This is a genomic window from Pseudomonas sp. PK-RTE-24 (assembly GCF_054052265.1).
Window position 1 is genome coordinate 3,345,017 of record NZ_CM133224.1, and the last position, 25,899, is coordinate 3,370,915.

A 25,899-nucleotide genomic window follows, 5' to 3' on the forward strand; every position below is an offset into this window, starting at 1 on the left:
TATGCGTTTCCCCGCTAGGCGCGAGTGCGTAGCATTGGCCGCCTGTCGTTAGAGGATTACCGTTGTGATGGATTTTCTGTTGTACCTGCTGTTCGGCGCTGCTCTTGGCACATTGGGCGGGATCTTTGGCATTGGCGGTGGCTTGATTGCGATCCCGTTGCTTGGCGTGTGGTTTGGGCTTGATCAGCAGATCGCCCAAGGCACGGCGCTGGTGATGGTGGTACCGAACGTGATGCTGGCGCTGTGGCGTTATCACCAGCGCAATCGCATCGAATTGCGCCATGCGCTGCCGCTGGCGGTGATGGGTTTCTGCTTTGCCTGGCTCGGCTCGATCTGGGCGGTGGGCATCGACGCGCAGACCATGCGCATCGGCTTTGTTGCCTTTCTGGTGGCGCTGTCGGCCTACAATCTATTGAAAATGTTCGGCCCACGACCAGCGCCGACTGCCGAGATGCGCCATTCGTGGCCGTGGCTGGGCGTGCTCGGCGCCGCCTCGGGGACCATGGGCGGCTTGTTCGGCGTCGGCGGCGCGGTGGTGGCCACACCAGTGTTGACCAGCCTGTTCGGCACCAGCCAAGTGGTTGCTCAGGGCTTGTCGCTGGCGCTGGCCCTGCCGAGCACTGGTGTAACCCTGGTGACCTACGCCGTGCACCATGAAGTCGACTGGATGATCGGTCTGCCTCTGGCGGTCGGTGGTCTGCTCAGCATCAGTTGGGGCGTGAAAGTTGCCCACGCCATGCCGGAAAAAATTCTGCGTGGGCTGTTTTGCGGCTTCCTCGTGCTGTGTGCGGTGATGCTCGCGTTTAAAGTTTGAAGCCCTCGACAATGTGCTCGGCCAGGCACTCGGTGATCGGCGACGGGTTGTTAAGATTGCGGATCAGCATGATGCTCGCCTCGGGCAGCAGCGGCAGGTCTTCGGCGGCGCCAAGGATGCGCATGTCCGGGGTGATCAGGCTTTCCAGTTGCGCGGTGATCGCCAGCCCCGCGCTGACGACCGCCATCAGCGCCGACAGGCTGCTGCTGTTGTAGGCGATGCGGTAATCGCGGCCCATCGCGTCCAGCGCATTGCACGCCCACAGGCGGCAGAAACAATCACTGTTGAACATCGCCAGGGGCAGCGGCGTCTGTTCGTGGGCGCTGAAGTTCTGCGCCTCGGCCCAGACAAAGCGCTCCTTGCGCAGCAACTGGCCAATCTCGTTGCCCGGCTCACGGGTGACGATCGACAAGTCCAGATCAGTGCGCTGCAACAGTTGTTTGGTCGATTCGCAATGCACTTCGATCTGGATCAGCGGATAGAACTGCGCGAACCGCGAGAGGATTCCCGGCAGAAAACGCATCACGTAATCATCCGGCGTACCGATGCGCACGGTGCCGACCATGTGCGGCTCGCGCAGGGTGTTGAACACCTCACTGTGCAGTTTGAGGATGCGCCGTGCATAACCGAGCAGCACCTGGCCTTCGGCCGTCAAGCGCACCTGGCGCCCATCACGCTCGAACAGCTGGCGCTGCAACACGTCTTCTTCCAAGCGTTTCATCTGCATGCTCACCGCCGACTGGGTGCGGTTGACCATCTCGCCAGCACGGGTGAAACCGCCCTGATCGGCAATCGCGACAAAGGTGCGCAGGACATCGGTATCGATACTGGGGTAGGCGGACAATTGATGAATCTCCGTGATGCATGCCATCAGAAACATTCGTTGGATTGATCTTAGCGCCGGCGCGAGACTTGAGCCATCCACAAAAGGAGGCAAGACGATGAAAGGTCAAAGAGAGTATGCAAGCCAAGAACAGCTGTCCGGCCACGGCCATATCGTGTCCGATCTGCTGCACAAATTCAGCCGCTGGTATGAGCTGCATCGTGAACGGGAAATGCTCGCCGGGCTCAGCGACGAAGCGCTGAAGGACATCGGCATCAGCCGCGCCGATGTGGAGCATGAAACCGTGCGGCCGTTCTGGGACGACCCGATGCATAAATGATGAGGCTATCGCTACACAAACCCCTTTCAGGTGAGGTAGGTTGCGAGCAGACATGGAGGAATAAATGCCCGCGACAGTGTCCTTTTCCCTCAAACAGGCACGACGTCTGGCGCTGGCTGCCCAAGGGTTCAACGGGCGTCAGCCGCCGAACGTCAGTGCCAGTCATCTGAACCGGCTGATCGAACGGCTGGGCCTGCTGCAAATCGATTCCGTCAATGCCGTGGTGCGCTCGCACTACCTGCCGCTGTTTTCCCGTCTCGGTTGCTATCCATCTGACTTGCTCGACCAGGCTGCCTGGAGTTCGGGCCGTCGGCGCACGCTGTTCGAATACTGGGGCCATGAAGCGTCGTTGCTGCCGCTGTCGATGTACCCGTTGCTGGGCTGGCGCATGCAACGGGCCAAGCGTGGCGAAGACATCTATCAGCAATTGGCGAGGTTTGGTCGCGAACAACAGGAAACCATTCGCCGCGTGCTGACTGCGGTTGAGGAGGGGGGCGCGCTGGGGGCCGGCAGTCTGTCGACCCGCGAAGACAAGGCCGGGCCATGGTGGGACTGGAGTGCCGAGAAACATGCGCTGGAATGGTTGTTCGCCGCCGGTGAAGTCACAGTGGCGGGGCGACGCGGTTTCGAGCGCTTGTACGATTTGCCCGAGCGAGTGATTCCGGCAGCGATTCTGCAGCAGCCCCAACCGGGTGAGGCCGAGGCGCAACGCAGTTTACTGTTGCATGCGGCGCAAGCGTTGGGCGTTGGTACGGAAAGAGACCTGCGTGATTACTTTCGCCTGAGCCCTGCGGATGCGCGGCCGCGTCTGGCTGAACTGGTTGAGGCGGGGCAATTGCAGATGTGCGAAGTCGCCGACTGGCGGCAGATCGCCTATTGCCTGCCGGAGCCCAAAGTGCCGCGCAAGGTCATTGCCAGTGCGCTGCTGTCGCCGTTCGACTCGCTGATCTGGGAGCGCAGCCGCACCGAGCGCCTGTTTGATTTCCGCTATCGCCTGGAAATCTACACACCGCAGCCCAAGCGCGTGTATGGCTATTACGTGCTGCCGTTTTTGCACAACGAGCGGATCGCCGCGCGGGTTGATCTGCGTGCCGAACGGGCGGCAGGGCAGTTGGCGGTGCATGCGGTGCATGAGGAAGAATCGGGACTGGACGAGGAGGGCATGCTGGCGCTGGCGCTGAATTTGCGGCGGATGGCGGGTTGGTTGGGGCTTGAGCGGGTGCAGTTGAATTGTCAGCGCGAGAGTGCGGGCCGGTTGCGGGGAGCATTGGCGCAGATGGAGGGGGCCTGAGCTGGCGCCTTCGCGAGCAGGCTCGCTCCCACAGGGAAACGCATTGCAAATGTGGGAGCGAGCCTGCTCGCGAAGGGAGGCGACGCGGTCTAACGGCGGACTTGCTTCAGGGTCTCGGCAATCAAAAACGCCAATTCCAGCGACTGATCGGCATTCATCCGTGGATCGCAGTGGGTGTGATAACGGTCGGACAAGCCATCCTCGGTAATCGGTCGGGCGCCGCCGATGCACTCGGTGACATTCTGCCCGGTCATCTCGATGTGAATGCCGCCGGCATAACTGCCTTCCGCTTCGTGCACCTGGAAAAACTGCTTCACCTCGCCAAGGATCTGCGCGAAGTCACGGGTCTTGTAGCCGCTGCTGGCCTTGATGGTGTTGCCGTGCATCGGGTCGGAGCTCCACAGCACTTGCTTGCCTTCGCGCTGGACCGCGCGGATCAGTGCCGGCAGATGATCGCCGACCTTGTTCGCACCCATCCGCGCGATCAGGTTCAAGCGGCCCGGATCGTTGTCCGGGTTGAGCACGTCAATCAGGTGGATCAGGTCATCAGGGTTCATGCTCGGGCCGACCTTGACGCCGATCGGGTTGTTCACCCCGCGCAGGAATTCAACGTGCGCGCCGTCGAGCTGGCGCGTGCGGTCGCCGATCCACAGCATGTGCGCCGAGCAATCGTAGTAATCGTTGGTCAGGCTGTCGCGGCGCACGAAGGCTTCTTCGTAGTTCAGCAGCAAGGCTTCGTGGGCGGTGAAGAAACTGGTTTCGCGCAGTTGCGGCGAGCTGTCCATGCCGCAGGCGCGCATGAACGCGAGGGTTTCATCGATGCGGTCGGCGAGATGGCTGTACTTCTCGGCCAGCGCCGAGTTGGCGATGAAATCCAGGTTCCACTTGTGCACTTGGTGCAGGTCGGCAAAACCGCCCTGAGCGAAAGCGCGCAACAGGTTCAAGGTCGCTGTGGACTGATGATAGGACTGCAGCAAACGCTCTGGATCCGGCACGCGGCTCTTTTCGTCGAAGCCGATGCCGTTGACGATGTCGCCGCGATAGGCCGGCAGGGTCACGCCGCCGATGGTTTCGTCGTTGGCCGAACGCGGCTTGGCGAACTGACCCGCCATGCGCCCGACCTTGACCACTGGGCAACCGGCAGCGAAGGTCATGACGATCGCCATCTGCAGCAACACTTTAAAGGTGTCGCGAATCTTCGCTGCGGAGAATTCAGCGAAGCTTTCCGCGCAATCGCCGCCCTGCAACAGAAACGCGCGACCCTGGGTAACTTCGGCGAACTGCCGGCGCAGCTCGCGCGCTTCGCCGGCGAACACCAGCGGCGGATAGCTGGCCAGGGTTTGCTCGACCTGGCGCAGGTGCGCGGCGTCGGGGTATTGCGGTTGTTGCTGGATCGGCAGGGCGCGCCAGCTGTCAGGGCTCCACGGTTGGCTCATCACGGTCTCGAAGTTCGTACGCAGGGAAACGCCATGTTAGCAGCAATTAGTGCGTGACCTGCTCCCGCCCCATCGCCGACAATCGCCGCTTTGCCACGGCGCCACAGCGGTGCCATCGCGTCACCGCGCCCGGTGACCATCAGGAGACGAAATGACTGAGGAGCGCGTCGAGCATCTGCTCGCCGAAGTACAGGATGAGTTCGGCGTGATTCGCGTGCTGGAAGTGGCCGATTACCGCTTTCTCGAGTTCGGCGATGCGATCGAGCAGAGCTGCGTGTTCACTGCCGACCCGAGCTGGCTGGAGTACGACTACACCCGCGCGATGCTGATCGGCGCGCTGTGCCACGAGCAGCCGGAGAGCGCGCTGTTTCTCGGTTTGGGTGCGGGCACACTGACCCAGGCTTGCCTGAAGTTTCTGCCGCTCGAAGACGTCGAGGCCATCGAACTGCGCCCGGACGTGCCGCGCCTGGCCATCGAATATCTTGGCCTGGATGATGATCCGCGTTTGTACATCCGCGTCGGCGATGCGCTGGAATTGCTGCCGACTGCCGAGCCGGCGGATCTGATTTTCGTCGACCTCTATACCGATGTCGGTCCCGGTGTCGGGCATCTGGCCTGGAGTTTTCTCGGCGATTGTCAGAAGCGCCTGAATCCGGGCGGCTGGCTGGTGATCAACCAGTGGGCCACCGACGATGGCAAACCACTGGGCGCGGCATTGTTGCGCGGCCTCTATCACCGGCATTACTGGGAGTTGCCGGTGAAGGAGGGCAACGTGATTCTGATTATCCCGGCGGATCTCGATCAGGCGCTGGACATGCAGGCGCTGACCCAGCGGGCCGAAGCGCTGGCGCCGCAGTTGGGGTACTCGTTGCAGTCGTTGATCAACGCGATTCGCCCGGCGACCTGAGCCGGCAGTACCGCCCCCTTCGCGAGCAGGCTCGCTCCCACATTTGAAATGCGTTCGACCTGTGGGAGCGAGCCTGCTCGCGAAAAGGCCCTGACAGGCAGCAGATTCTTCACACCCCTTTGAAAATCCCTGGCCGCCGCTCCACCAGCGATCTCACCCCCTCCCGGGCATCTTCAGTGGCGAGCAACTTCTTCACCAGCGCCGGTAACGCCTGCGCCGCCGCTGTCTCACCCTCATAACGCGCCTGTCGCGCTGACATCAAGGTCGCCTGCACGCCCAGCGGCGCCTGCCGGGCAATCCGTTCGGCCAGCTCGATCGCGCGGGGCAGCAAGTCTTCACTGGCCATCACTTCCTGGACCAAGCCCAGATGCAACGCATCGTGTGCATCAAACTCGTCGCCGGTGAGCAACCAGCGCATCGCATTGCCCCAGCCGGCAATCTGCTGGAAACGCAAAGTCGCCCCGCCAAACGGAAAGATCCCACGCTGCACTTCCATCTGCGCGAAGCGGGTATTGCTCGCGCACAGATTGATGTCCGCCGCCAGCATCAGCTCGATGCCGATAGTCAGGCAGTAACCCTGCGCGGCGACGATTACCGGCTTGCTCACCCGTGGCCCGACGAAAACGCCCCAGGGATCGCACCCGCCTGTCGGAACCTGCCAGCCTTCGGCCAGAGCCGCGCTGGCATTGACCAGATCAAGCCCGGCGGTGAAGTGCTCGCCGTGGCCGAACACCACGGCGACCCGCGCTTCGCGGTCGGCTTCGAACTCGCCGTAGGCCAGGCTCAGGTCGTTGAGCAGGTCGATATCGAAAGCGTTGCGCTTGGCCGCCCGATCGAGGCCGATCAAGTGCACATGACCACGACGTTCTCGGCTGACGCGGCCGGCGCAGGGCTGATTCATGGCTAAATCCTCAAGCGGGAAGGGCGGATGCGCGGCGCTTTGCCGCAGGTCGGTGAACCGTTTAAGCGTCATCGCCCGCAGGGCCGGGCCTTTGCAAAATAGACCGTTGCGCGATTATCCGCAAAACCCCGTTACACGGCGGTGACACACGGATAAGGGCCACAAAAAAAGCTCCCTTTTCGGGCGAAATCCGGTATAGTGCGCGCCGGCCTTTAACCGGGCCGCGTTTAGGTAGCGCATTTCCCGAAGTCAGCTTCGGCTGCACGTCCGCATTGCGGGCTCTTCCTTGACGATTCATCTTCATTCATTCGTTTTCGCAAATCCCCGCCGACAAAGCTGCCAGGGCGACTCTTGAGTCTCAACACGGCATGCGCAGCTTTGGAGCATGGGTCTTTGCGGATGCACTTAGAGGCAGACCCATGACCCAGGAAACCGGCGGATTCGCCGCTTTTAATCTCAACCCGAATATTCTTGCAGCCGTCGCAGCGACTGGCTACGAAGAGCCTTCGGCGATTCAGCAGCAATCGATCCCGATCATCATGGCCGGCCAGGACATGATTGGCCAGGCGCAAACCGGTACCGGTAAAACCGCCGCGTTCGCACTGCCTATCCTGCACCGCATCGATCCTGCCAAGCGCGAACCGCAAGCCCTGATCCTGGCGCCAACCCGAGAGTTGGCGCTGCAAGTAGCAACCGCTTTTGAAACCTACGCCAAGCAAATGCCAGGCGTCACCGTCGTGGCTGTCTACGGCGGCGCGCCGATGGGCCCGCAACTCAAGGCAATCCGTAATGGCGCACAGATTGTTGTCGCTACTCCGGGTCGTCTGTGCGACCACCTGCGTCGCGACGAGAAAGTCCTGTCGACTGTGAACCATCTGGTTCTCGACGAAGCTGACGAAATGTTGAAGCTGGGCTTCATGGATGACCTGGAAGTCATCTTCAAGGCTCTGCCATCGACCCGCCAGACCGTGCTGTTCTCGGCGACCCTGCCGCAGTCGATCCGCGCCATTGCCGAACGCCACCTGCGCGATCCGCAACACGTCAAGATCCAGACCAAGACCCAGACCGTTACCGCGATCGAACAGGCTCACCTGTTGGTTCACGCTGACCAGAAAACCTCGGCCGTACTCAGCCTGCTGGAAGTCGAAGACTTCGACGCCCTGATCATGTTCGTGCGCACCAAGCAAGCGACCCTGGACCTGGCCAGCGCCCTCGACGCCAAAGGCTACAAAGCCGCCGCGTTGAACGGTGACATCGCCCAGAACCAGCGTGAGCGCGTGATCGACTCGCTCAAGGATGGTCGTCTGGACATCGTTGTCGCGACCGACGTTGCTGCCCGTGGTCTGGACGTTCCGCGCATCACTCACGTGTTCAACGTTGACATGCCGTACGATCCGGAGTCCTACGTGCACCGTATCGGCCGTACCGGCCGTGCCGGTCGCGAAGGTCGTGCACTGCTGCTGGTGACTCCACGTGAGCGCCGCATGCTGCAAGTGATCGAGCGCGTAACCGGTCAGAAAGTTGCCGAAGTACGCCTGCCAGACGCTCAAGCCGTTCTCGATGCACGCATCAAGAAACTGACCAACAGCCTGTCGCCGCTGGTTGCTGATGCCGAATCGACTCACGGTGAGCTGCTCGACCGCCTGACCGCCGACATCGGTTGCACCCCGCGTGCTCTGGCTGCTGCGCTGCTGCGCAAAGCCACCAATGGTCAAGCGCTGAACCTGGCCGCAATAGAGAAGGAACGTCCACTGGTGCCGAACAACGCGCCGCGTGGCGACCGTCCTGAGCGTTCCGGTGATCGTCCTGATCGTGGTGACCGCGAGCGTCGCGCGCCAATGCCTTTGGGCGAAGGCCGTGCTCGTTGCCGTACCGCGCTGGGTGCGCGTGACGGTATCGCTGCGAAAAACCTGCTGGGCGCCATCCTCAACGAAGGCGGTCTGGCCCGTGAAGCGATCGGTCGCATCCAGGTGCGTGACAGCTTCAGCCTCGTCGAGCTGCCGGAAGAAGGTCTGGAAAAACTCCTGACCAAACTGAAGGATACTCGCGTGGCCGGTAAGCAGCTCAAGCTGCGTCGCTACCGCGAAGATTGATCCGCCCTTGGGCTGATTGATCGAACATAAAAAATCCCCGACTGGTTCGGGGATTTTTTTTGCCTGTTCTTTGGCTACTGTGGGAGCGAGCCTGCTCGCGAAGGCCTCAACCGAAGCGATAAATATCCATACCCAGCGCCCCCATCGTGAAACCCTGATGCGCCACGCTGAAAATCCCGCCCGCAGCGCGAGCAAAGTACAGCGGCAACAAATGCTCATCACTCGGGTGACTGCGCACGGCATTCGGCGCCTGCTGGCGATAATCATGCAGCGCCGTTTCATCGTCGGCCGCCAGCTTGTCGATCATCCAGTCACGAAAATCCCGCGCCCACGGTTCAACGCTTTCCGGGCCGGCATGCCAGTCCAGCTCCCGGAGGTTGTGGGTGATGCTGCCGGAGCCGAGCAACAGAATGCCGTGTTCGCGCAGGCTCGCCAGTGCACGGCCAACTCGCGTCTGCAATGCCGGTCCGCCGCGACTCGGCAACGAAACCTGCACCACCGGAATATCGGCCTGCGGATACATCAACGACAGCGGCACCCAGACACCATGATCGAACGGTCGTTGCGGATCGAGCCGCGTCGGCAGGTCATTGGCGTTCAGCAGTTGAGCCACCTCGGCGGCCAGCTGCGCATTGCCCGGTGCCGGGTACTGCACTTCAAACAGCGCACGGGGGAAACCGCCGAAGTCGTGCCAGGTTTCCGGGTGCGGGTGGCTGCTGACCAGCAGTTCCTGGCTTTCCCAGTGCGCCGAGACGATGACAATGGCTTTGGGGCGCGGCAGTTCGGCGGCCAGTCGCGCCAGTGCCGGGCCGCTGGCACCGGGCTCCAGCGCCAGCATCGGTGAACCGTGGGAGATAAACAGGCTGGGCAACATGGACGGGCTCCTGAGCGCTAAGATGAACCATCTTCAGTCAGATCATTGATCTGAATCCAATATAAGTTTCTGCGGTTTTTCATCGGTTTTTCGGGAGTGATCCATGCAGCCTGAGTTTTGGTACAAGAAATGGGATTCGAACCAGATCGGCTTTCATCAGCCCGAGGCCAACCCGTATTTGCAGCGCTATTGGCCGGAGCTGGCGATTGCACCGTCGGCGCGTGTGCTGGTGCCGCTGTGCGGGAAGAGTCTGGATCTGCTCTGGCTTGCCGGGCAGGGACATCAGGTGCTTGGAGTGGAGCTAGCGGAAAAGGCTGTCGAGGAGTTTTTCAGCGATCATCAATTGCAGCCGCAGATCAGCGAGAAGGGCGCATTCAAGGTTTATCGCAGTGATGCCATCGAACTGTGGTGCGGGGATTTTTTCGCGCTGACGGCAGAGGATGTTGCCGGTTGCACGGCGCTGTACGACCGCGCCGCGCTGATTGCCTTGCCGGACGCGATGCGCCAGCGCTATGCGGCGCATCTGCAGCACTTGCTGGCGCCGGAGATAAAAGGGCTGGTGATTACCCTGGATTACGATCAGTCGCAGATTCCCGGGCCGCCGTTTGCGGTGAATGATGATGAGGTGCAGCGGTTGCTCGGCCAGGGTTGGCAGCTGGAGAGACTGGAAGAGCGAGATATTCTGGCTGAGAGCCCCAAGTTTCAGCAGGGCGGGGTTAAGTGGTTGGTGGAGCGGGTTTATCGGGTTTCTGCCTGATGGTTTTCTGTTAGCAGCTCCGGCGTCTTCGCGAGCAGGCTCGCTCCCACAGGGGAATGCGTTTCAAAGGTGGGAGCGAGCCTGCTCGCGAATGGGACTTTGCTGACAACGCATGATCTGAAGATACAAAAAAAGGCCCGCATCGCTGCGGGCCTTCTTTTTCACTTCGGTCAAATCAACCGCGACGACGCAGTGCGTCAATACGCTCTTCCAGCGGCGGGTGGCTCATGAACATGCGGGCGAAGCCCTGTTTGATGCCACCGTTGATGCCGAAGGCGTTCAGGGTGTCGGGCATGTGCACCGGCAGGCCCTGTTCGGCACGCAGACGTTGCAGAGCGCCAATCATCGCGCTGGTACCGGCCAGGCGGGCGCCGGCTTCGTCGGCACGGAATTCGCGCTTGCGCGAGAACCACATGACGATTGCGCTGGCGAGGATGCCCAGCACCAGTTCGGCGAAGATGGTCGCCACGTAGTAGGCGATGCCCTGACCTTCTTCGTTCTTGAAGATGACCTTGTCGACGAAGTTGCCGATGATCCGCGCGAAGAACATCACAAAGGTGTTCACCACGCCCTGGATCAGCGCCAACGTGACCATGTCGCCGTTGGCGACGTGACCGATTTCGTGGGCCAGTACGGCTTTCACTTCATCGGGCGAGAATCGCTCGAGCAGGCCCTGGCTGACCGCGACCAGCGCGTCGTTCTTGTTCCAGCCGGTAGCGAAAGCATTCGCTTCGTAGGCCGGGAAAATCCCGACTTCAGGCATCTTGATCCCGGCTTCGCGGGACAATTGCTCGACCGTTTGCAACAGCCATTGCTCATGACGAGTGCGTGGCTGGCTGATGATTTGCGTACCGGTGCTCATCTTCGCCATCCACTTGGAGATGAACAGCGAGAACAGCGAGCCGGCGAAACCAAAGACCGCACAGAAGACCAGCAGCTGACTGAGGTCGAGGTCGACCCCGTTGGCCGCCATGAACCCGTTGAAGCCGAACAGGCTCAGGGTGATGCTGGCTATCAGCACGACCGCCAGGTTAGTGGCCAAAAACAGCAGGATGCGCATCATGGTTGTAGAACTCTCCTCAAGCTAAAGATGTAGCGTACTGCGGGGTATATAAGGTGCGGCACCGGGCTATTCAACCGAGTGACTATTTCAAACTGTGTCCTACAGCGGTTTCTTGAGGAAAAAGAAAATTCCCACCCTCGATTCCGACACGGATGACACAGCCTTTCGCCCCGCCGCCATTAGGTCAGACACGTCTGTACGGCTCGCATCGCAAGTGTAGAAGGGCTGCAAAGGCGCGGAACAAAGATGTGTTGCTGAATCAGACAGTGCGCAACAGCCAATCCGTTGCGCACTCCAGGCCGGTTACTGGCGGTAGGACTTGAGGAAGTTGCCGATGCGGCCGATGGCCATTTCCAGATCATCGACGCGGGGCAGGGTGACCACACGGAAGTGATCCGGCCACGGCCAGTTGAATGCCGTGCCCTGGACCACCAGCAGTTTTTCGGAAAGCAGCAGGTCGAGAACGAATTTTTCGTCGTTGTGGATCGGGCAGACCTTCGGGTCGATTTTCGGGAACGCGTACAACGCGCCCATTGGCTTCACGCAGCTGACGCCGGGAATATCGTTGAGCAACTCCCAAGTGCGATTGCGCTGCTCCAGCAGGCGACCCTGCGGCAGCACCAGATCGTTGATGCTCTGGTAGCCGCCCAGCGCGGTCTGGATTGCGTGCTGGCTCGGCACGTTGGCGCACAGGCGCATGTTGGCCAGCATGTCGATGCCTTCTATGTAGCTCTGCGCGTTGTGTTTCGGCCCGGAGATGGCGATCCAGCCGGAGCGGAAACCGGCCACGCGGTAGGATTTCGACAGGCCGTTGAACGTCAGGCAGAGCAGATCCGGCGCCAGCGAGGCAGTGCAGATATGCACGGCGTCGTCATAAAGAATCTTGTCGTAGATCTCGTCCGAGAACACCACCAGGTTGTGCGCGCGGGCGATTTCCAGCATGCCCAGCAACACTTCCTTCGAGTACACCGCACCGGTCGGGTTGTTCGGGTTGATGATCACCATGGCCTTGGTGTTCGGGGTGATCTTGGCCTTGATGTCGGCCAGATCCGGAAACCAGTCGGCGCCTTCGTCGCACAGATAATGCACGGCGTTACCGCCAGCGAGGCTGACGGCAGCGGTCCACAGCGGATAGTCCGGGGCTGGCACCAGCACTTCGTCGCCATTATTGAGCAGCGCCTGCAGCGACATCACGATCAGCTCGGAAACGCCGTTGCCCAAGTAGATGTCTTCGATGCCGACACCTTCAACCTGCTTCTGCTGGTAGTACTGCATCACCGCCTTGCGCGCGCTGAACAGGCCTTTGGAGTCGCTGTAACCTTGCGCGGTCGGCAGGTTGCGGATCACGTCCTGGAGGATTTCGTCCGGCGCTTCGAAACCAAACGGCGCCGGGTTGCCGATGTTCAGCTTGAGGATGCGCTGGCCTTCCTCTTCCAGTCGTTTGGCGTGCTTGAGCACCGGGCCGCGAATGTCGTAGCAGACGTTGGCGAGCTTGTTCGATTTGCTGAACTGCATGGCGATGTGATCCCGAAAATGAACGATCCAGGCGGCAAAAGGACAACCGTACTGGGATTGCTGCGTCTTCGCACAGGCGGACGTCTGGCGCTTTAGCGCTCAGAATCCGTTTGAATGCGCCCGGTCTGGCTGCCAGACTGGCGCGTGACGAGGCGCAATCATACGTGCCGCCCGATCCGTGGAAAAGGTACAGATCGGGCTTTTTCAGCCGCTGAGGTGTGATGATGGAAAAGTTGCAGAAAACCCTGGAAGAATGGCGTGCCATGCTCGACCCCGAGCAGTACAACGTCTGCCGTATGAGTGACACCGAGCGCCCGTTCTCGGGCAAATACAACAACACCAAAACCGACGGTGTCTACCACTGTGTCTGCTGCAACGAGCCGCTGTTCGATTCCAAGACCAAATTCGACTCCGGCTGCGGCTGGCCGAGCTTTTACGCGCCGATCGGCGATAGCGCGATGGCTGAGATCCGCGACACCAGCCACGGCATGGTCCGCACCGAAGTGAAATGCGCGCGCTGCGATGCGCACTTGGGCCACGTGTTCCCGGATGGTCCGCCACCGACTGGCCTGCGTTATTGCATCAACTCGGTGTGCCTGAATCTCGAGCCCCGGGAATAACCGAAAAAGGCGACATCGTGTCGCCTTTTTATCGGTCAACTAGATTGCACACAATTAAATTGCTCGTTATGTTTGCGCCTTCCTCACCATTGCGGAGCCGACCCATGAGTGACAACCTGCTGAATATCCCGTGCACCACCATCAAGGGTGAGCAAAAGACCTTGGCCGATTTCGCCGGCAAAGCCGTGCTGGTGGTCAATACCGCGAGCAAGTGTGGCTTCACTCCGCAATACAAGGGCCTTGAAGAACTCTGGCAGACCTACAAGGACCAGGGGCTGGTGGTGTTGGGTTTCCCCTGCAACCAGTTCGGCAAACAGGAGCCGGGCAATGAGGGCGCCATCAGTGAATTCTGCGAACTGAATTTCGGCGTCAGCTTCCCGCTGTTCAAGAAGATCGACGTCAACGGCGCCGATGCTCACCCGCTGTTCGTGCAGTTGAAGAAGCGCGCCCCGGGCCTGCTCGGCTCGCAGGGCATCAAGTGGAATTTCACCAAGTTCCTGATCGGCAAGGATGGCCAGTTGGTCAAGCGTTTCGCCCCGACGACCAAGCCGCAGGACCTGAGCGGCGAGATCGAAGCTTTGCTGAAATGAGCCTGGCGGTTGATTCGCTGAAGCTCGACAGCCAGTTGTGCTTCAAGCTGTACGCGGCCTCGCGGGCGGTGATTCGCGCCTACAAGCCGATGCTCGATCAGTTGGGCCTGACCTACCCGCAGTACCTGGCGATGCTGGTGCTGTGGGAATGGCAGGATGCTGCGCCGGAGCAACCGACGGTCAAGGCCTTGGGCGAACGCTTGGCCCTGGACTCGGGGACGTTGACGCCTTTGCTCAAACGTCTGGAGCAGAGCGATCTAGTCCAGCGTCGGCGCTCGGCGCGGGATGAACGCGAGATGCACCTGAGCCTGACGCCTGCCGGAACAGCACTGCGCGAGCAGGTCGGGCCACTCAAGGCGCGCCTGCTCTGCGACAGTGGCGTAGATCTCGACCGGCTCAATGATTTGCGCGCCGGCCTCGATCATTTGCTCGGGCAGATCAAAGGGCTTTCGTAGTCGGCATCCACTGATCAAGCAGCGCGGCGAGTTCTTCGCGGCGAAACGGTTTGGCCAGATAGTCGCTCATGCCGGCCGCGCGGCAACGTTCGCGTTCCTCGGACATGGCATTGGCGGTCAGCGCCACAATCGGCAGATTCGGCCAGCGCCCGCTCTGGCGAATCTGCCGACTGGCTTCATAGCCATCCATCACCGGCATGTTGCAGTCCATCAGCACCATATCGAAATCCGCAAACTCCAGCTGATCCAGCGCCTCGGCACCATGGCCGGCCACCACTACATCGCAGCCAAGCTTGCCGAGCATGCCTTTGGCGACCAGTTGATTGACCGGGTTGTCCTCGACCAGCAGCACCTTGCCCCGGCGCGCGGACGGCAAGGCATCCGCTTGTGCTTCGCTGAGTGTGGCGGCGTCCGGTTGCAGAATCCGTCGCAGATGCTGGTACAGCGCGTTGCGCGCCAGCGGCCGGGCTTGCTGCTGCAAGGGCGCGAGGGCGGCGGCTTCTTCGCTGGGCAGAAAACTGCCGTAAGCAGTCACCAGCAGAATCGGCGCGGTGATGCTAGGGCGCAGACCAAACAGGCATTCCGGGCAATCGGTGATCAGCACATCCGGATTCAGGCCCAGCAGCGAATCATCAATAGTGCGCTGCGTGTATTCCAGGCCCCACACCGGCAACAGGCTTTTCAGCAATTCCGCCAAGCCACTGCTGGCAGCGGTGATGGCGAGAACCTTGCCGCGTAACGGTATCGGCGGCAGCGCGCGGGTGTGAGAGGGCAGTGGCAGTTCGGCGCAGAACTGGCTGCCGAAGCCGCTTTCGGAGCTGATGGTCAGCCGACCCTGCATCGCCTCGCACAGGTTGTACGTCAGCGCGAGCCCCAGCCCGGTGCCGCCGTACTGACGGGTGATACCGGCGCCGGCCTGGGTGAACGGCTGGAAGATTTTCACCTGCGCTTCCTGGGCGATGCCTATGCCGGTGTCGCAGACTTCGATGCGCACGCCACCCTTGTACGCCGACAGACGCACATCGACCCGACCGAAGCGGGTGAATTTCAGCGCGTTAGACAGCAGGTTGCTGACGATCTGCCGCACCCGGGTCGGGTCGCCCAGCACCAGCGCCGGGAAGTGCGGCTCGATCAGACAGGTCAGCTCGACGCTTGGCGCGGCGTTCTGCGAGAGCAGGTTGGCGGTGTCTTCGATCAGCGAACCGAGGTCGAAGGGGATGTTTTCCAGCTCCAGTTGCCCGGCGTCGAATTTCGACAGGTCAAGAATATCGTTGAGCAGTTCCACCAGCACCTTGCCCGAGTCGTGGGCGATCGACAGTTGTTGCTGCTGTTCGGCGTTGAGCGGGCCGTCCAGTGACAGCGCGATCATCCCCAGCAGACCATTGAGTGGTGTACGGATTTCATGGCTCATGTTGGCCAGAAACGCCGAACGCGCTTCGGCCATGTCCAGTGCAGTACGGCGTGCCACTTCCAGTTCTTCGTTGGATTGACTGAGGCGGGCGTTGATTGCCTTGAGTTCGGCGGTGCGCGCCGAGACGATGTCTTCCAGTTGCGCGAGGTATTCGGTCAGGCGGTTTTCCGCGGTGCGCCGTTGCTGGATTTCGGTGGCGATGTTTTCGAACTGCTGATTGGCGACCTTGACCAGCACGCCGATCTCATCGTTGCCGTGGCCGGCCGGGCACTCTAGCGTGGTCGGCTCGGCGCTGCGCGGGTCGCGGCCGCTGAGTTCACGGATGACCCGCACCAACGGCTTGGTCAGCATCACGTAGAACAGCGCCAGGAGGATCCCGGTCAGCAGCAGGCTGCGGGCAAAACCGTTGAGCAGGGTGACTTCCGCGCGGCGCAGGAAGCGGCTGCCGAAGGCATAAGTGTCGACTTCAAGCTTGAGAACGCCGAGGGATTCGTTGGGCAAGTGGTCGAGATACAGACGATCTTCGAAATGACGCTTGGCGCCGAACAGGAAGTCGCTGATCAGCCGATAGCTGCTCTGCAGTTCCGGGCGTTTGACGCTGGCCAGCACGGTCTCGTTGTTGTCGATCAGTTGCGCGGCGATGATCGCCGGCGAGCGCAGCAGGCCGAGGGTGAGCTCCTGCGCCAGTTCGGCGTCGATGTTATAGGCGATGCGCGAGGCCGGATTGTGGCTGATTTCCAGCAGTGCGAGGATTTCCCGGTTGATGGAAGCGTCTTCGCTGGCATAATCGATGCCGATCTGCAGCAGACTGAGCAGGGTGCCCAGAATGAACCCGACCAGCACGGTAAGCCTGGCTTGCTTGTAAGACAGCCGGTGGGTGAATTTGATATCCATGGGTTGTTGAACCACTTCCGTTTCCCTTCGCTGCTCAAGCATAGTCGATCATGCAGGGATACCGAGGTTCCCGAATCGCCTTGTAACAAGGCTTGCTGAGGCGATTTTATCTGTGTGTCGTCGCTGGATCGTCATCATCACTGTGAAAGTGCCCGAGGAGAAGACGTGGATTCCCGATTGAATGCTTTTCTTGAACGCGCCGAGTCGGTTCTGGCGCGAATCGAACCACTGTTGCCGGCACCGCGCCCCGTCATTGACTGGAACAGTTGCCTGGCAGCGCGCTGGCAGCGTGACGGTCGCAGCGGTTACCTGTTGCCGCTGGAAGTCAGCCTCGACATGCGTCTGTCCGACCTGATCGGCGTCGACCGGCAGTTGGAGCAGTTGGGGCGCAACACACAACAATTTCTTGATGGCATGCCGGCCAACCACGCCTTGCTCTGGGGTTCACGCGGTACCGGCAAGTCTTCGCTGGTGCGTGCGTTGCTGGCCGAGCACGCCGGTGCCGGCCTGCGTCTGATCGAGATCGAACGCGATCACTTGGCTGACCTGCCACGCGTGGTCGAGCAAGTCGCCAAATTGCCGCAACGTTTCGTACTGTTCTGCGATGACCTGTCGTTCGAATCCGGCGAAGGCGACTACCGCGTGCTGAAAAGCGTGCTCGACGGTTCGCTCGAGCAGGCCCCCGACAATGTCTTGTTGTACGCCACTTCCAACCGCCGCCACCTGGTGCCGGAAAAGGAAAGCGACAACGAAAACTGGAAGCGCGTCGACGGCGAACTGCACCCGAGCGAAGCGGTGGAAGACAAGATCGCCCTGTCCGACCGTTTCGGTCTGTGGCTGTCGTTCTACCCGTTTACCCAGGAACATTTTCTCGACGTCGTCGAGCACTGGATCGGCCAGTTGGCCGCCAAGGCCGGCCTGAGCTGGCAGCGCGACGAAGCACTGGACATCCTCGCCGTGCGCTGGGCCACCGGCCGCGGTAATCGCAACGGACGTTGCGCGTATCAATTCGCCCGTTACTGGGTGGGACTGAAATTGCTGGAGCACAAGGCATGATTGATTTGCAACAAAGCGGCCAGGGCCTCGAAGGCTACGGTATGTTGGCCGCGCAACTGGAATCGCTACTGGCGGACGAGCGCGATTTCATCGCCAATGCCGCGCAGTTTTCCGCATTCCTGTTCAACCAGCTCGATGATTTGAATTGGGCCGGTTTCTACCTCAATCGTAACGAAGAGCTGGTGCTCGGCCCGTTTCAGGGCCAGATCGCTTGCGTGCGCATCCCGTTCGGGCGCGGTGTTTGCGGCGCCGCTGCTGCCAGTCTGCAAACCCAGCGCGTCGAGGATGTACATGCCTTCCCGGGCCACATTGCCTGCGACAGCGCTTCCAACAGCGAACTGGTAGTGCCTTTGGTCAAGGACGGTCGCCTGATCGGCGTGCTCGACCTCGACAGCCCGAAGCTGGCGCGTTTCGGCGCCGAAGATCAGGCCGGCATCGAACAACTGGCGGCGATTTTCCTGCGCCTGACCGACTGCTGATCAACCGCCGAGGCCAGCCTTGTGCAACAGGCTGGCCGTATCCACGCTGTCGATTTGCGCGGGATCAAGAAACCGCGTCGCGTACTGCATGTACACCCCTTCGTTGATGAACAGGCCGAACAGCGGCGCATCGATGTGCGCTTCACGGCACATGGTCGCCATGATCCCCAGCGCCTCGCTCAGCGACTTGGCTTTCTTGTAAGGGCGATCGGCGGCGGTCAGCGCTTCGAAAATATCGGCAATCGCCATCATCCTCGCCGGCAGGCTCATCTCCTCGCGTTTCAGCCGTTTCGGATACCCGGTGCCGTCCATTTTTTCATGATGGCCGCCGGCGATCTCGGCAATGCTGTCCAGGTGACCGGGGAAGGGCAGGTGGCTGAGCATCATGATCGTCTGCACCATGTGATGGTTGATGATGTAGCGCTCTTCACGGGTCAGCGTGCCGCGGGCGATCTTCAGGTTGTACAACTCGCCGCGGTTGTACTTGTACGCGGGCACATCGAGTTTGAAGCCCCAGGGGTTGTCCTCGGGGATCAGCTCGTTCTTGTCACGTTCGATCAGATGCTCGGGTTTGTCGGCGAGCAGTGTTTCACTGACGGGCAGCGTCGCCGCCGGTGTTTTTGCCTGGCGGCGGTTTTCTTCCCATGACACACCGAGGCGATCATCGAGGGTGCGCAGCCATCTGCGTTGCGCCACTCGCTCGAGGCGTTGCAGGTCGGCCTCGGCCATGGCCTCGCCACCGAGATTGCAGCGGGCGACAAAGGCGAAGTCGTCATCGAGCGTCAGCAACTCACTATCACGGGCGCGGGCCAGCGCCGCTTCGTCTGCACCGTTCGCCAGCGTCTGCCAGTAGTTGATCCACACGTCACGCTTGAGCACCTCGAAGCGGGTGCGGATTTCGTGGATGCGGTCGTTGATGGTCTCGAGCTTGGTGGCTTTGTCGACCACGTATTCCGGCGTCGTGACCTTGCCGCAATCGTGCAACCACGCGGCGATGTGCAACGCCTCCCATTCATCCTCGCTCGGTTGGTAAGCGCTGAACGCCGGGTCCTGGCTTGCCGCAGCAGCCTGGGCGAGCATCAACGTCAGTTCCGGCACCCGCTGGCAATGGCCGCCGGTGTAGGGGCTCTTGGCGTCGATCGCGCTGGCCAGCAGTTGGATGAAGGCGTCGAGCAGTTGTTTCTGCCGCGCTTGCAGACGCTGACTTTCGATGCTCACCGCCGCCGCGCCGGACACCGCCTGCAAGAAGGCAATTCGGTCAGGCCGCAGCTTTTCCAGATCACTCGGCTCACCACTGTCATTGACCAGCAGAATCAGCAGGCCGATGGTTTCATCGTGCTGGTTGTGCAGGCGGATGCCGATCAGGTGAATGCGCGGTGATTCCATGGCCAGGAGGATTTTCTGCAAGTCGCCGGCCTGATCGAAGCCCAGATGGCTGACGGTATTGTTGGCGCTGGCCAGTTGTTCGAACCACGCCGGCCCGGTGTTTTTATGCAACTCACGTCCCTGAATGTCGAACGCCTCCAGCTTCTGCGGCACGCCATCAATCACCAGTCCATAAGGTTCCATGCGCGCGCCGTCGGCTTCGCGCAGGTAGATCAGACCGGCCTGGGCCTGAGCAATCTGTACGGTTTCGAACAGCACACGTTCGAGCAGCGGGGCAAAACGGGTTTCGGCGCACAGGCTGTCGGTGATGCGGAAGAAACTGCCCAGGGTTTCTTTCATCCGCGCCATCGACAGGCTTAATTGATCGACTTCCAGTACGGGCGAGCGGCGCGCCAGCGGAGAACTGAAGTCGAAGCTGCGGATCGCGTCGGCTTCCTTGACCAAGGCATGCAGCGGCTTGACCAGAATCCGCGAAATCACCCAGCCCAATGGCAGGCACAGCAACAGGATGGCCAGGGTGATCAGCGCGCCTTGCCAGCGCATCCGGAACGCATCCACCAGTAATTCGTCTTCCGGCACCAGTAGCGCCAGTTGCAGACCTTTCGGCCCGCCTTCCTCGATGCCGGTGCGTGCGACGATCCATTGCCGGTCGTTTACTTGCAGACGCTTGCCGATATTGTCGGAGCTGAGCAGCGCGTTCAGCTCAGGGCTGAGATCTGCCGCTCTGGCCAGCCGCGCAGTGCGGTCATCGACGATCAGGCGATGGCTGTCGGGGTAGGCCACGGCGTTGCCGTCGGTGTCGTACAACGCGATCTCTGTCGAAGGCGTGACCCGGTGCTTGCCCAGGGCGGTCGACAGCGAAGCGAGGGTCAGGTCGGCGCCGATCACCGCGTTCTCGCCGCTGCGCCGGGCCAGCGTGGTGCCGACATTGTGGGTCGAGAAAAATACATAGGGCTCGGTGGTGATTTGCCCGGCCTGTTGCAGGGCGTCGCTGAACCAGGTCCGGCTGCGCGGATCGTACGGCTCTTGGGGATGCTCGCGGCGGTTGATCGGTGTCAGGGCCTGATCAAAGAACAATGATTGCGAGCGTACGGCGCCTTGTGGAGCATGCTCGATGCTCCAGACTTGATAGGCCGCCGCTTCCGGCGCCTGAAGCTGTGCCTTCAGAGCCGGAGTACGCAGCGCGCGCACCATGAAGAAATCGCCATTGGCGTAACCCAGATACAGCGACGCCAGCGCCGGGTTGTCGGTGAGCGACTGGCTGAAGGGTTTGAGCAACGGCAGGCGTTGTTCCAGATCACTAGCCTGGGCTGCCGGGGTATCCGCCAGCAGGCTTAACAGGTTGCGGATCGGCTGATAGGTTGCCTGCAGATCGAGGCGTACATCCTGCTCGATGCGGTCAAACAGCTTTTCGCTGCTCGACAGGATGATCTGCGTGGTCTGGTGGTAATTGAACAGGCCCAGCACCACGCCGGTGAGCAATAAAAGAAAGGTGAACATGACGCTGATGTGCACGTGCAGCGGCAACCGGCGTTGCTCGGGGCGCAGTGGGCTGTGCATTGCAGGCTCTCCATGAATGTTTAACTCACTGCTCAGCGTCCAAGCATAGTTAAGACTCGCTCACTGTGCCTTGATCGGCCAGGGACAATTGCTGTTGCAGGGCCTGCGCCAGTTCGAGCATCGCTTGGCTGGTTGCCGCCCAGCGACGGGCAATCTCCTGTGACGCGAGCGCTTGCTGGCAGGCGTCCTCGAGCTCATCGCAACATTCGATCAACCGCGAGGCCTGCGCGATGCGTGCTGCGCCCTTGATCTTGTGCGCAACCACTGCCAGCGCTTCGCGATCATCCTCGGGCGACAGCCTCAGCAGTTCTTCGCGGTCGAGACGGCTGCTCTTGAGCAGTTCCACCAGCATGCGCCGGGTTTGCCCGGGGTTGTTGCCGGTCAGCAGGCTCAGACTTTGCAGGTCGAACACCGAGGCCGGTGAAGCCGGCGTGATGCCGTCGATCCATTGTCCGAGCAAGGTCAGACTCAACGGTTTGAACAGGCAGTCGTCCATGCCGGCGAGCTTGCAGCGCTGGACTTCTTCGGGCTGGGCATTGGCGGTGAAACCCAGCACGGTGCACGGCGGGCGGTGGTTTTGCAGTTCAAGCTGGCGAATCCCACGGGTCATGTCATAGCCGTTCATCAAGGGCATGTTGCAGTCGACGATCACCAGATCGAAATGATCGGCCTTCCACCGTTCGAGGCCGCTGCAGCCATCTTCGGCAATGCTGAAGCGATGACCGAGAAACTCCAATTGCTGACACATGAGCAAACGGTTGGCCGGATGATCGTCGACAACCAGGACATGTAACGGCGTTGTCGCAGGCTTGATCAACGGTTCGCTTTTCGGCGGATTCGCCTTCGCCGGCAGGCTGTCCAGCGGCAGCGATATGCAAACCTGAGTGCCGATGCCGGGCTGGCTGCTCAACTGCAGTTGTCCGCCCATCATTTCGCAAAGATTGCGACTGATGACCAGCCCAAGGCCGGCACCGTTTTTTGCCTGCCGACAGCCGTTGTCCGCCTGCGAGAACGGCTCGAACAAGCGCTGTTGATCTTCGGCGCTGATGCCTGAGCCGCTGTCCTGCACGGTCAGCTGCATCAATGTTCGCCCAGCAGCGTCTGCCGGGATCAGGTCGAGGGTGATCCGCACGTGGCCGCTTTCGGTGAACTTGATGGCATTGCTGACCAGGTTGGACAGCACTTGCTTGAAGCGCAGCGGATCCAGGTGCACATCCACAGCCGGGTTCGGCGGGTTGAAGACGACTTGCAAGGCAAGGTTTTTCTGCCGCGCTAGGCCGTCGAAGATGCGCGCAACGGAGGTCACCGTGTCGACCAGATTGATCCACTCCGGGGACAGGCTCAGGCGCCCGGATTCGATACGGGCAATGTCGAGAATATCGCCGATCAGCCCGAGCAGATCCTTGGCCGAATGGTAGGCCGTGTCGATCGAAGCGCGATCGGGGTGTTGCGGATCGATGCGTCGCAGGGTCAGTTCGAGCATGCCGATCACGGCGTTCATCGGTGTACGGATCTCGTGGCTCATAGTTGCCAGGAAGGTACTTTTGGCCCGGTTCGCCTCGTCTGCCTGTTCTTTGGCCGCACGCAGTTTTTCAAACAATTGGCGGCGTTCACTGATATCGATCCAGCCGCCAATGATGCCCTGGACGGCACCGCTGGAGTCGCGGTAGGGAAGTATCCAGTGGTAAATCGTCAGGCGGCGGCTGCCGATGTGCAGAGGCCGGTCGAGTATCAAGGGAATGCCTTCGGCAATGACTCTCTGGTAATCGGCCTGGAACGCCTCGGCCTCGAACGCATTGCTCAGGGTGCCTTGCACGACGCCTTTGCCGATGATGTCCTCGCGTCTGGCGTTGAACGCTTCGAGATAACTGTCGTTGCAACTTTGCAGCAGACCCTGGCGATCTCGCACGTAGATCGGGTGTGGTGTGCCGTTGACCAGCGAGCGCATGAACTCCAGTTGATCGTTCAGCGCGCGTTCGGCAGCCTGACGTTGCTTGATCTGGTGGCGCATGTAGGCGTTCCACGTCAACAACAGCAGCAGGATCAGGCCGGCGGCTGCGACTACTTGGTAGAACAGGCGCTGGTAGTTTTGCCAGATGTTCTGTGATGCCGTGGAGTAACCGCGCCAGCGGCCATTGATTACGCCGAGCTCCTCGGGAGCGATGCTCAGCAGCGCCTTGTTGATGATCGAGGCCAGTTCGGTGTTGTCACGGGCGGTCGCCAGCGAGAAGGCTGCCTGACTGGTGCCGATCGTGGTGGTGATTTGCAATGGCCGATCGAATATGCGCGATGAGATGAAATAGTTGGCGATCACCAGCGAGTTCACCGCGCCGTCGACGTGATTGTCGGCCAGCATCGATACGGCGCTGAACGTGTCGGGCGTTTCGATCAGTTCGATACCCGGAAAATTCTCATGCAAGTAGGCGACCAGCGGGTTGCCCTGGGCGATCGCCAGCCGCTTGCCTTTGAGTTGGGCCAGGTTGGTCGGGCTGTCGGCGCTTTTGCGGGTCAGCAGCACGTAGGAATTTTCCAGATAGGGACGACTGAAACTCAGGTTTTTTTCACGTTCGGCGCTGGGCAGCAGGGCGGCAATAAGATCGGCCTTGTGATTGTCGATCTGCCTGATCATTTCCGCATCGTTACGGCTGCGCTGAATCTCGAAACGCAGGCCGGTACGCAAGCGAATCAGTTCGAGCAGGTCGGCACTGATGCCGCGGAAATTGCCGGCGCTGTCGAAGAAGGTCAACGGTGCGTACGCTTCATTGACCACTACGCTGACGACGGGATGCTGCTTGAGCCAGTTCTCCTCACGATCCGTCAGCTGGAGTTTACTGTCGGTGAGCAGCAGGTCGCTGCCGGCGCTCCAGCGTTTGGCGATGTCATCGCGCTGGCTGCGCGGGATCGCTGCGAGCACTGTGTCGATGATGCCCAGCAACTGCGGATTGCTGCGCCGCACGGCGAAGCTGAAGCCATGGGCTTCCTGCTTGCCGAAGTTGGCCATGCGGACGTTGTTGAGATAGCCCTTGTTGATCATGTAATGGGTGGAGAGGGTGTCGCCGAGAAACACATCGGCCTGGTCGAAGGCCACCGCGTTGATTGCGTTCTGATAGGACGGATAGCAGGTGATCAGCGCTTTGGGATACAGCGCCTTGATCTCCGGCAGCGGCAAATAGTGATACACCATGCTCAGGCGCAGGCCGGCGAGGCCTTCGGTTAGCGAGCGGGTTTCATCTTCGCGGGTCACCAGTACCGGCTGATCGACCGCGTAAGGTGTGGAGAGCGCGAGGTTGGCATTGCCTGCTTCGTAGCCGTTGGCTGTGCCAAGCAGGTCGATCTGGCCATCGATCAAGGCGCGAATTGCAGCCTCGCGCGAGGGAAAGCGTTGCACGCGAATCGGCAAGCCGGTGGCCTGACCGAGAATCCCTGCGTAATCGGCGGTCAGTCCCTCGTAGTCCTGGCCACTGACGGTCATGTCGAATGGCGGGTAATCAGGTGCGGAGGTACCCAGTTTCAGTTCGCTGCGAGTCTGTAGCCATTGCCGTTGTGACGATTGCAGGACAATCCCGACAGCCTCGGTTGCCGAGCGGCTGAGCAACGCATAGTCGGGTGAGGGGCTTGGCGAGGCGAAGGCATTGGCGCTCAGATACAGAACGGCGCTCAAGGTGATCAGGTAGTCCTTCAGACGGCTGGGCATGTGGGGTCTCACACGAGTGCGTTGCGTTTGGCCATCTCGATAAGTTCTACAAGGGATCTGGCTTTGAGTTTTTGCATCAGACGCTTTTTATAAGTGCTGACGGTCTTGTTGCTCAGAAACATGCCCTTGGCAATTTCCTTGTTGGTGCGTCCTTGTGCAAATAACTGCAATACCATCAGCTCGCGATCATTAACGGATTTGAATAGTTCAAGTTCTGCATATCGAGTGTCATCGCTGCGCACCGGATTAAGTGCCTGACTGGGGAAGTAGTTGTAACCGGAAAGTACCGCTTTGATTGCGCTGACCAATTCGCTCAAGTCTTCCTGCTTGCAGACATATCCCGATGCACCGGATTGCATGCAGCGGATACCGAACAGCGTAGGACACTGCGCCGTCAGAATCAGAATCTTGAAATTGGAACCCATGGTGTTGAAGCGGGCCAGTACTTCGAGGCCGTCCAGCTTGGGAATGCTGATATCGAGAATGACCAGGTCGGGCATGCATTCACGGACCATCTGCATGGCATCGACACCGTTATCGGTCTCACCGACGACCTTGTAGCCTTCATGTTCCAGGAGCATTCGCACGGCGAGGCGGATGACCGGATGATCGTCCACAATAAAAACGGAGTTCATAAATAGAGTCCCATGCAAGCATGAATAAAGCGCGCACCTTAGCTCAGATGCATGAGCACTCGCATGGACTGGTAGTGTCGCGACTACGTTATCGGATTAATCCTACGCGTAATGAAGAAATGGACTACGTTGAAATTAGGATTGGCGTAAGGAAGCACGAGAGTTCAATTCGCCGAAGATGGAAATTATCCGAGAGACAATATTGATCTCCAATTATTTACTGGTGTTTAAAGCTGTGTTTAACAAGTGCGGTTCGTTTTGTTTGGTTGCCTGGGTCAGCGCGATCCAGTCTTACCAGTTTAAAG

The 25,899-nt window shown here is 60.5% G+C and carries 21 protein-coding genes; 11 read left to right on the forward strand and 10 right to left on the reverse strand.

The window, feature by feature from the left end:
• The first annotated feature begins 67 nt into the window (after positions 1 to 67).
• Positions 68 to 814: a sulfite exporter TauE/SafE family protein gene (locus ACV8MC_RS15065; protein ID WP_374046287.1), complete on the forward strand. Its 747-nt coding sequence runs from the start codon at positions 68 to 70 to the stop codon at positions 812 to 814.
• On the opposite strand, the gene ACV8MC_RS15070 is transcribed toward ACV8MC_RS15065, so the two are convergent.
• Positions 804 to 1,658 carry a LysR substrate-binding domain-containing protein gene (locus tag ACV8MC_RS15070; protein WP_174823892.1) on the reverse strand — a complete coding sequence of 285 codons (855 nt, stop codon included), beginning with the start codon at positions 1,656 to 1,658 and terminating at the stop codon, positions 804 to 806. The genes ACV8MC_RS15065 and ACV8MC_RS15070 overlap by 11 nt on opposite strands.
• A 97-nt stretch (positions 1,659 to 1,755) precedes the next feature.
• Here ACV8MC_RS15070 and ACV8MC_RS15075 point away from each other — a divergent pair, with 97 nt between their 5' ends.
• The gene (locus tag ACV8MC_RS15075) at positions 1,756 to 1,977 is read left to right on the forward strand and encodes a DUF1127 domain-containing protein (RefSeq protein ID WP_016770864.1); all 222 of its coding nucleotides are present in this window, start codon (positions 1,756 to 1,758) and stop codon (positions 1,975 to 1,977) included.
• Between the two features lie 64 nt (positions 1,978 to 2,041).
• A complete protein-coding gene (locus ACV8MC_RS15080) occupies positions 2,042 to 3,268 on the forward strand; it encodes a winged helix-turn-helix domain-containing protein (RefSeq protein ID WP_457262456.1) in 1,227 nt (408 codons plus the stop codon).
• Positions 3,269 to 3,357: 89 nt separating this feature from the next.
• Here ACV8MC_RS15080 and ACV8MC_RS15085 read toward each other — a convergent pair whose 3' ends face one another.
• Entirely contained in the window at positions 3,358 to 4,704 is a 1,347-nt protein-coding gene (locus ACV8MC_RS15085; RefSeq protein ID WP_457262459.1) for a class II 3-deoxy-7-phosphoheptulonate synthase, read from the reverse strand.
• Between the two features lie 151 nt (positions 4,705 to 4,855).
• Here ACV8MC_RS15085 and ACV8MC_RS15090 point away from each other — a divergent pair, with 151 nt between their 5' ends.
• Positions 4,856 to 5,611: a spermidine synthase gene (locus ACV8MC_RS15090; protein ID WP_056788491.1), complete on the forward strand. Its 756-nt coding sequence runs from the start codon at positions 4,856 to 4,858 to the stop codon at positions 5,609 to 5,611.
• A 109-nt stretch (positions 5,612 to 5,720) separates the two neighbouring features.
• Here the strand turns inward: ACV8MC_RS15090 and ACV8MC_RS15095 are convergent, their stop codons facing one another.
• Positions 5,721 to 6,512 (reverse strand): crotonase/enoyl-CoA hydratase family protein, encoded by a 792-nt coding sequence (locus tag ACV8MC_RS15095; protein WP_056788494.1) that lies wholly within the window; start codon positions 6,510 to 6,512, stop codon positions 5,721 to 5,723.
• A gap of 419 nt (positions 6,513 to 6,931) precedes the next feature.
• On the opposite strand from ACV8MC_RS15095, the gene ACV8MC_RS15100 reads away from it, so the two are divergent.
• Positions 6,932 to 8,605 carry a DEAD/DEAH box helicase gene (locus tag ACV8MC_RS15100; protein WP_016770859.1) on the forward strand — a complete coding sequence of 558 codons (1,674 nt, stop codon included), beginning with the start codon at positions 6,932 to 6,934 and terminating at the stop codon, positions 8,603 to 8,605.
• Positions 8,606 to 8,711: 106 nt separating this feature from the next.
• Here ACV8MC_RS15100 and ACV8MC_RS15105 read toward each other — a convergent pair whose 3' ends face one another.
• Entirely contained in the window at positions 8,712 to 9,479 is a 768-nt protein-coding gene (locus tag ACV8MC_RS15105) for a DODA-type extradiol aromatic ring-opening family dioxygenase (protein ID WP_457262463.1), read from the reverse strand.
• A gap of 103 nt (positions 9,480 to 9,582) precedes the next feature.
• Here ACV8MC_RS15105 and ACV8MC_RS15110 point away from each other — a divergent pair, with 103 nt between their 5' ends.
• Positions 9,583 to 10,236, forward strand: a complete 654-nt coding sequence (locus ACV8MC_RS15110; protein WP_457262464.1) for a thiopurine S-methyltransferase — start codon at positions 9,583 to 9,585, stop codon at positions 10,234 to 10,236.
• A gap of 175 nt (positions 10,237 to 10,411) precedes the next feature.
• Here the strand turns inward: ACV8MC_RS15110 and htpX are convergent, their stop codons facing one another.
• Positions 10,412 to 11,299 carry a protease HtpX gene (gene htpX / locus ACV8MC_RS15115; protein ID WP_007908619.1) on the reverse strand — a complete coding sequence of 296 codons (888 nt, stop codon included), beginning with the start codon at positions 11,297 to 11,299 and terminating at the stop codon, positions 10,412 to 10,414.
• Positions 11,300 to 11,602: 303 nt separating this feature from the next.
• Positions 11,603 to 12,814 (reverse strand): pyridoxal phosphate-dependent aminotransferase, encoded by a 1,212-nt coding sequence (locus ACV8MC_RS15120; RefSeq protein ID WP_016770856.1) that lies wholly within the window; start codon positions 12,812 to 12,814, stop codon positions 11,603 to 11,605.
• Between the two features lie 224 nt (positions 12,815 to 13,038).
• On the opposite strand from ACV8MC_RS15120, the gene msrB reads away from it, so the two are divergent.
• From msrB to ACV8MC_RS15135, 3 genes are all read left to right on the forward strand, one after another.
• A complete protein-coding gene (gene msrB / locus ACV8MC_RS15125) occupies positions 13,039 to 13,434 on the forward strand; it encodes a peptide-methionine (R)-S-oxide reductase MsrB (RefSeq protein ID WP_457262466.1) in 396 nt (131 codons plus the stop codon).
• A gap of 104 nt (positions 13,435 to 13,538) precedes the next feature.
• Positions 13,539 to 14,024 (forward strand): glutathione peroxidase, encoded by a 486-nt coding sequence (locus tag ACV8MC_RS15130; RefSeq protein ID WP_016770854.1) that lies wholly within the window; start codon positions 13,539 to 13,541, stop codon positions 14,022 to 14,024.
• A complete protein-coding gene (locus tag ACV8MC_RS15135) occupies positions 14,021 to 14,479 on the forward strand; it encodes a MarR family winged helix-turn-helix transcriptional regulator (protein WP_095182197.1) in 459 nt (152 codons plus the stop codon). The genes ACV8MC_RS15130 and ACV8MC_RS15135 overlap by 4 nt, the downstream gene beginning before the upstream one ends.
• Here ACV8MC_RS15135 and ACV8MC_RS15140 read toward each other — a convergent pair.
• The gene (locus tag ACV8MC_RS15140) at positions 14,463 to 16,784 is read right to left on the reverse strand and encodes a response regulator (RefSeq protein WP_457262469.1); all 2,322 of its coding nucleotides are present in this window, start codon (positions 16,782 to 16,784) and stop codon (positions 14,463 to 14,465) included. The two genes, ACV8MC_RS15135 and ACV8MC_RS15140, sit on opposite strands and share 17 nt — an antisense overlap.
• A gap of 165 nt (positions 16,785 to 16,949) precedes the next feature.
• Between ACV8MC_RS15140 and ACV8MC_RS15145 the strand changes: the two genes are divergently transcribed.
• Positions 16,950 to 17,840: an ATP-binding protein gene (locus ACV8MC_RS15145; RefSeq protein WP_150742507.1), complete on the forward strand. Its 891-nt coding sequence runs from the start codon at positions 16,950 to 16,952 to the stop codon at positions 17,838 to 17,840.
• Positions 17,837 to 18,319 carry a GAF domain-containing protein gene (locus ACV8MC_RS15150; protein ID WP_016770850.1) on the forward strand — a complete coding sequence of 161 codons (483 nt, stop codon included), beginning with the start codon at positions 17,837 to 17,839 and terminating at the stop codon, positions 18,317 to 18,319. Before ACV8MC_RS15145 ends, ACV8MC_RS15150 begins: the two co-directional genes overlap by 4 nt.
• Here the strand turns inward: ACV8MC_RS15150 and ACV8MC_RS15155 are convergent, their stop codons facing one another.
• The 3 genes from ACV8MC_RS15155 to ACV8MC_RS15165 are packed head-to-tail and all read right to left on the reverse strand — an operon-like array spanning position 18,320 to position 25,594.
• Positions 18,320 to 21,265: an HD domain-containing phosphohydrolase gene (locus tag ACV8MC_RS15155; protein ID WP_457262471.1), complete on the reverse strand. Its 2,946-nt coding sequence runs from the start codon at positions 21,263 to 21,265 to the stop codon at positions 18,320 to 18,322.
• Between the two features lie 49 nt (positions 21,266 to 21,314).
• Positions 21,315 to 24,959, reverse strand: coding sequence for a transporter substrate-binding domain-containing protein (locus ACV8MC_RS15160; protein ID WP_457262473.1), 3,645 nt, complete (start codon positions 24,957 to 24,959; stop codon positions 21,315 to 21,317).
• Between the two features lie 8 nt (positions 24,960 to 24,967).
• A complete protein-coding gene (locus tag ACV8MC_RS15165) occupies positions 24,968 to 25,594 on the reverse strand; it encodes a response regulator transcription factor (protein ID WP_041478434.1) in 627 nt (208 codons plus the stop codon).
• Positions 25,595 to 25,899: the final 305 nt, after the last annotated feature.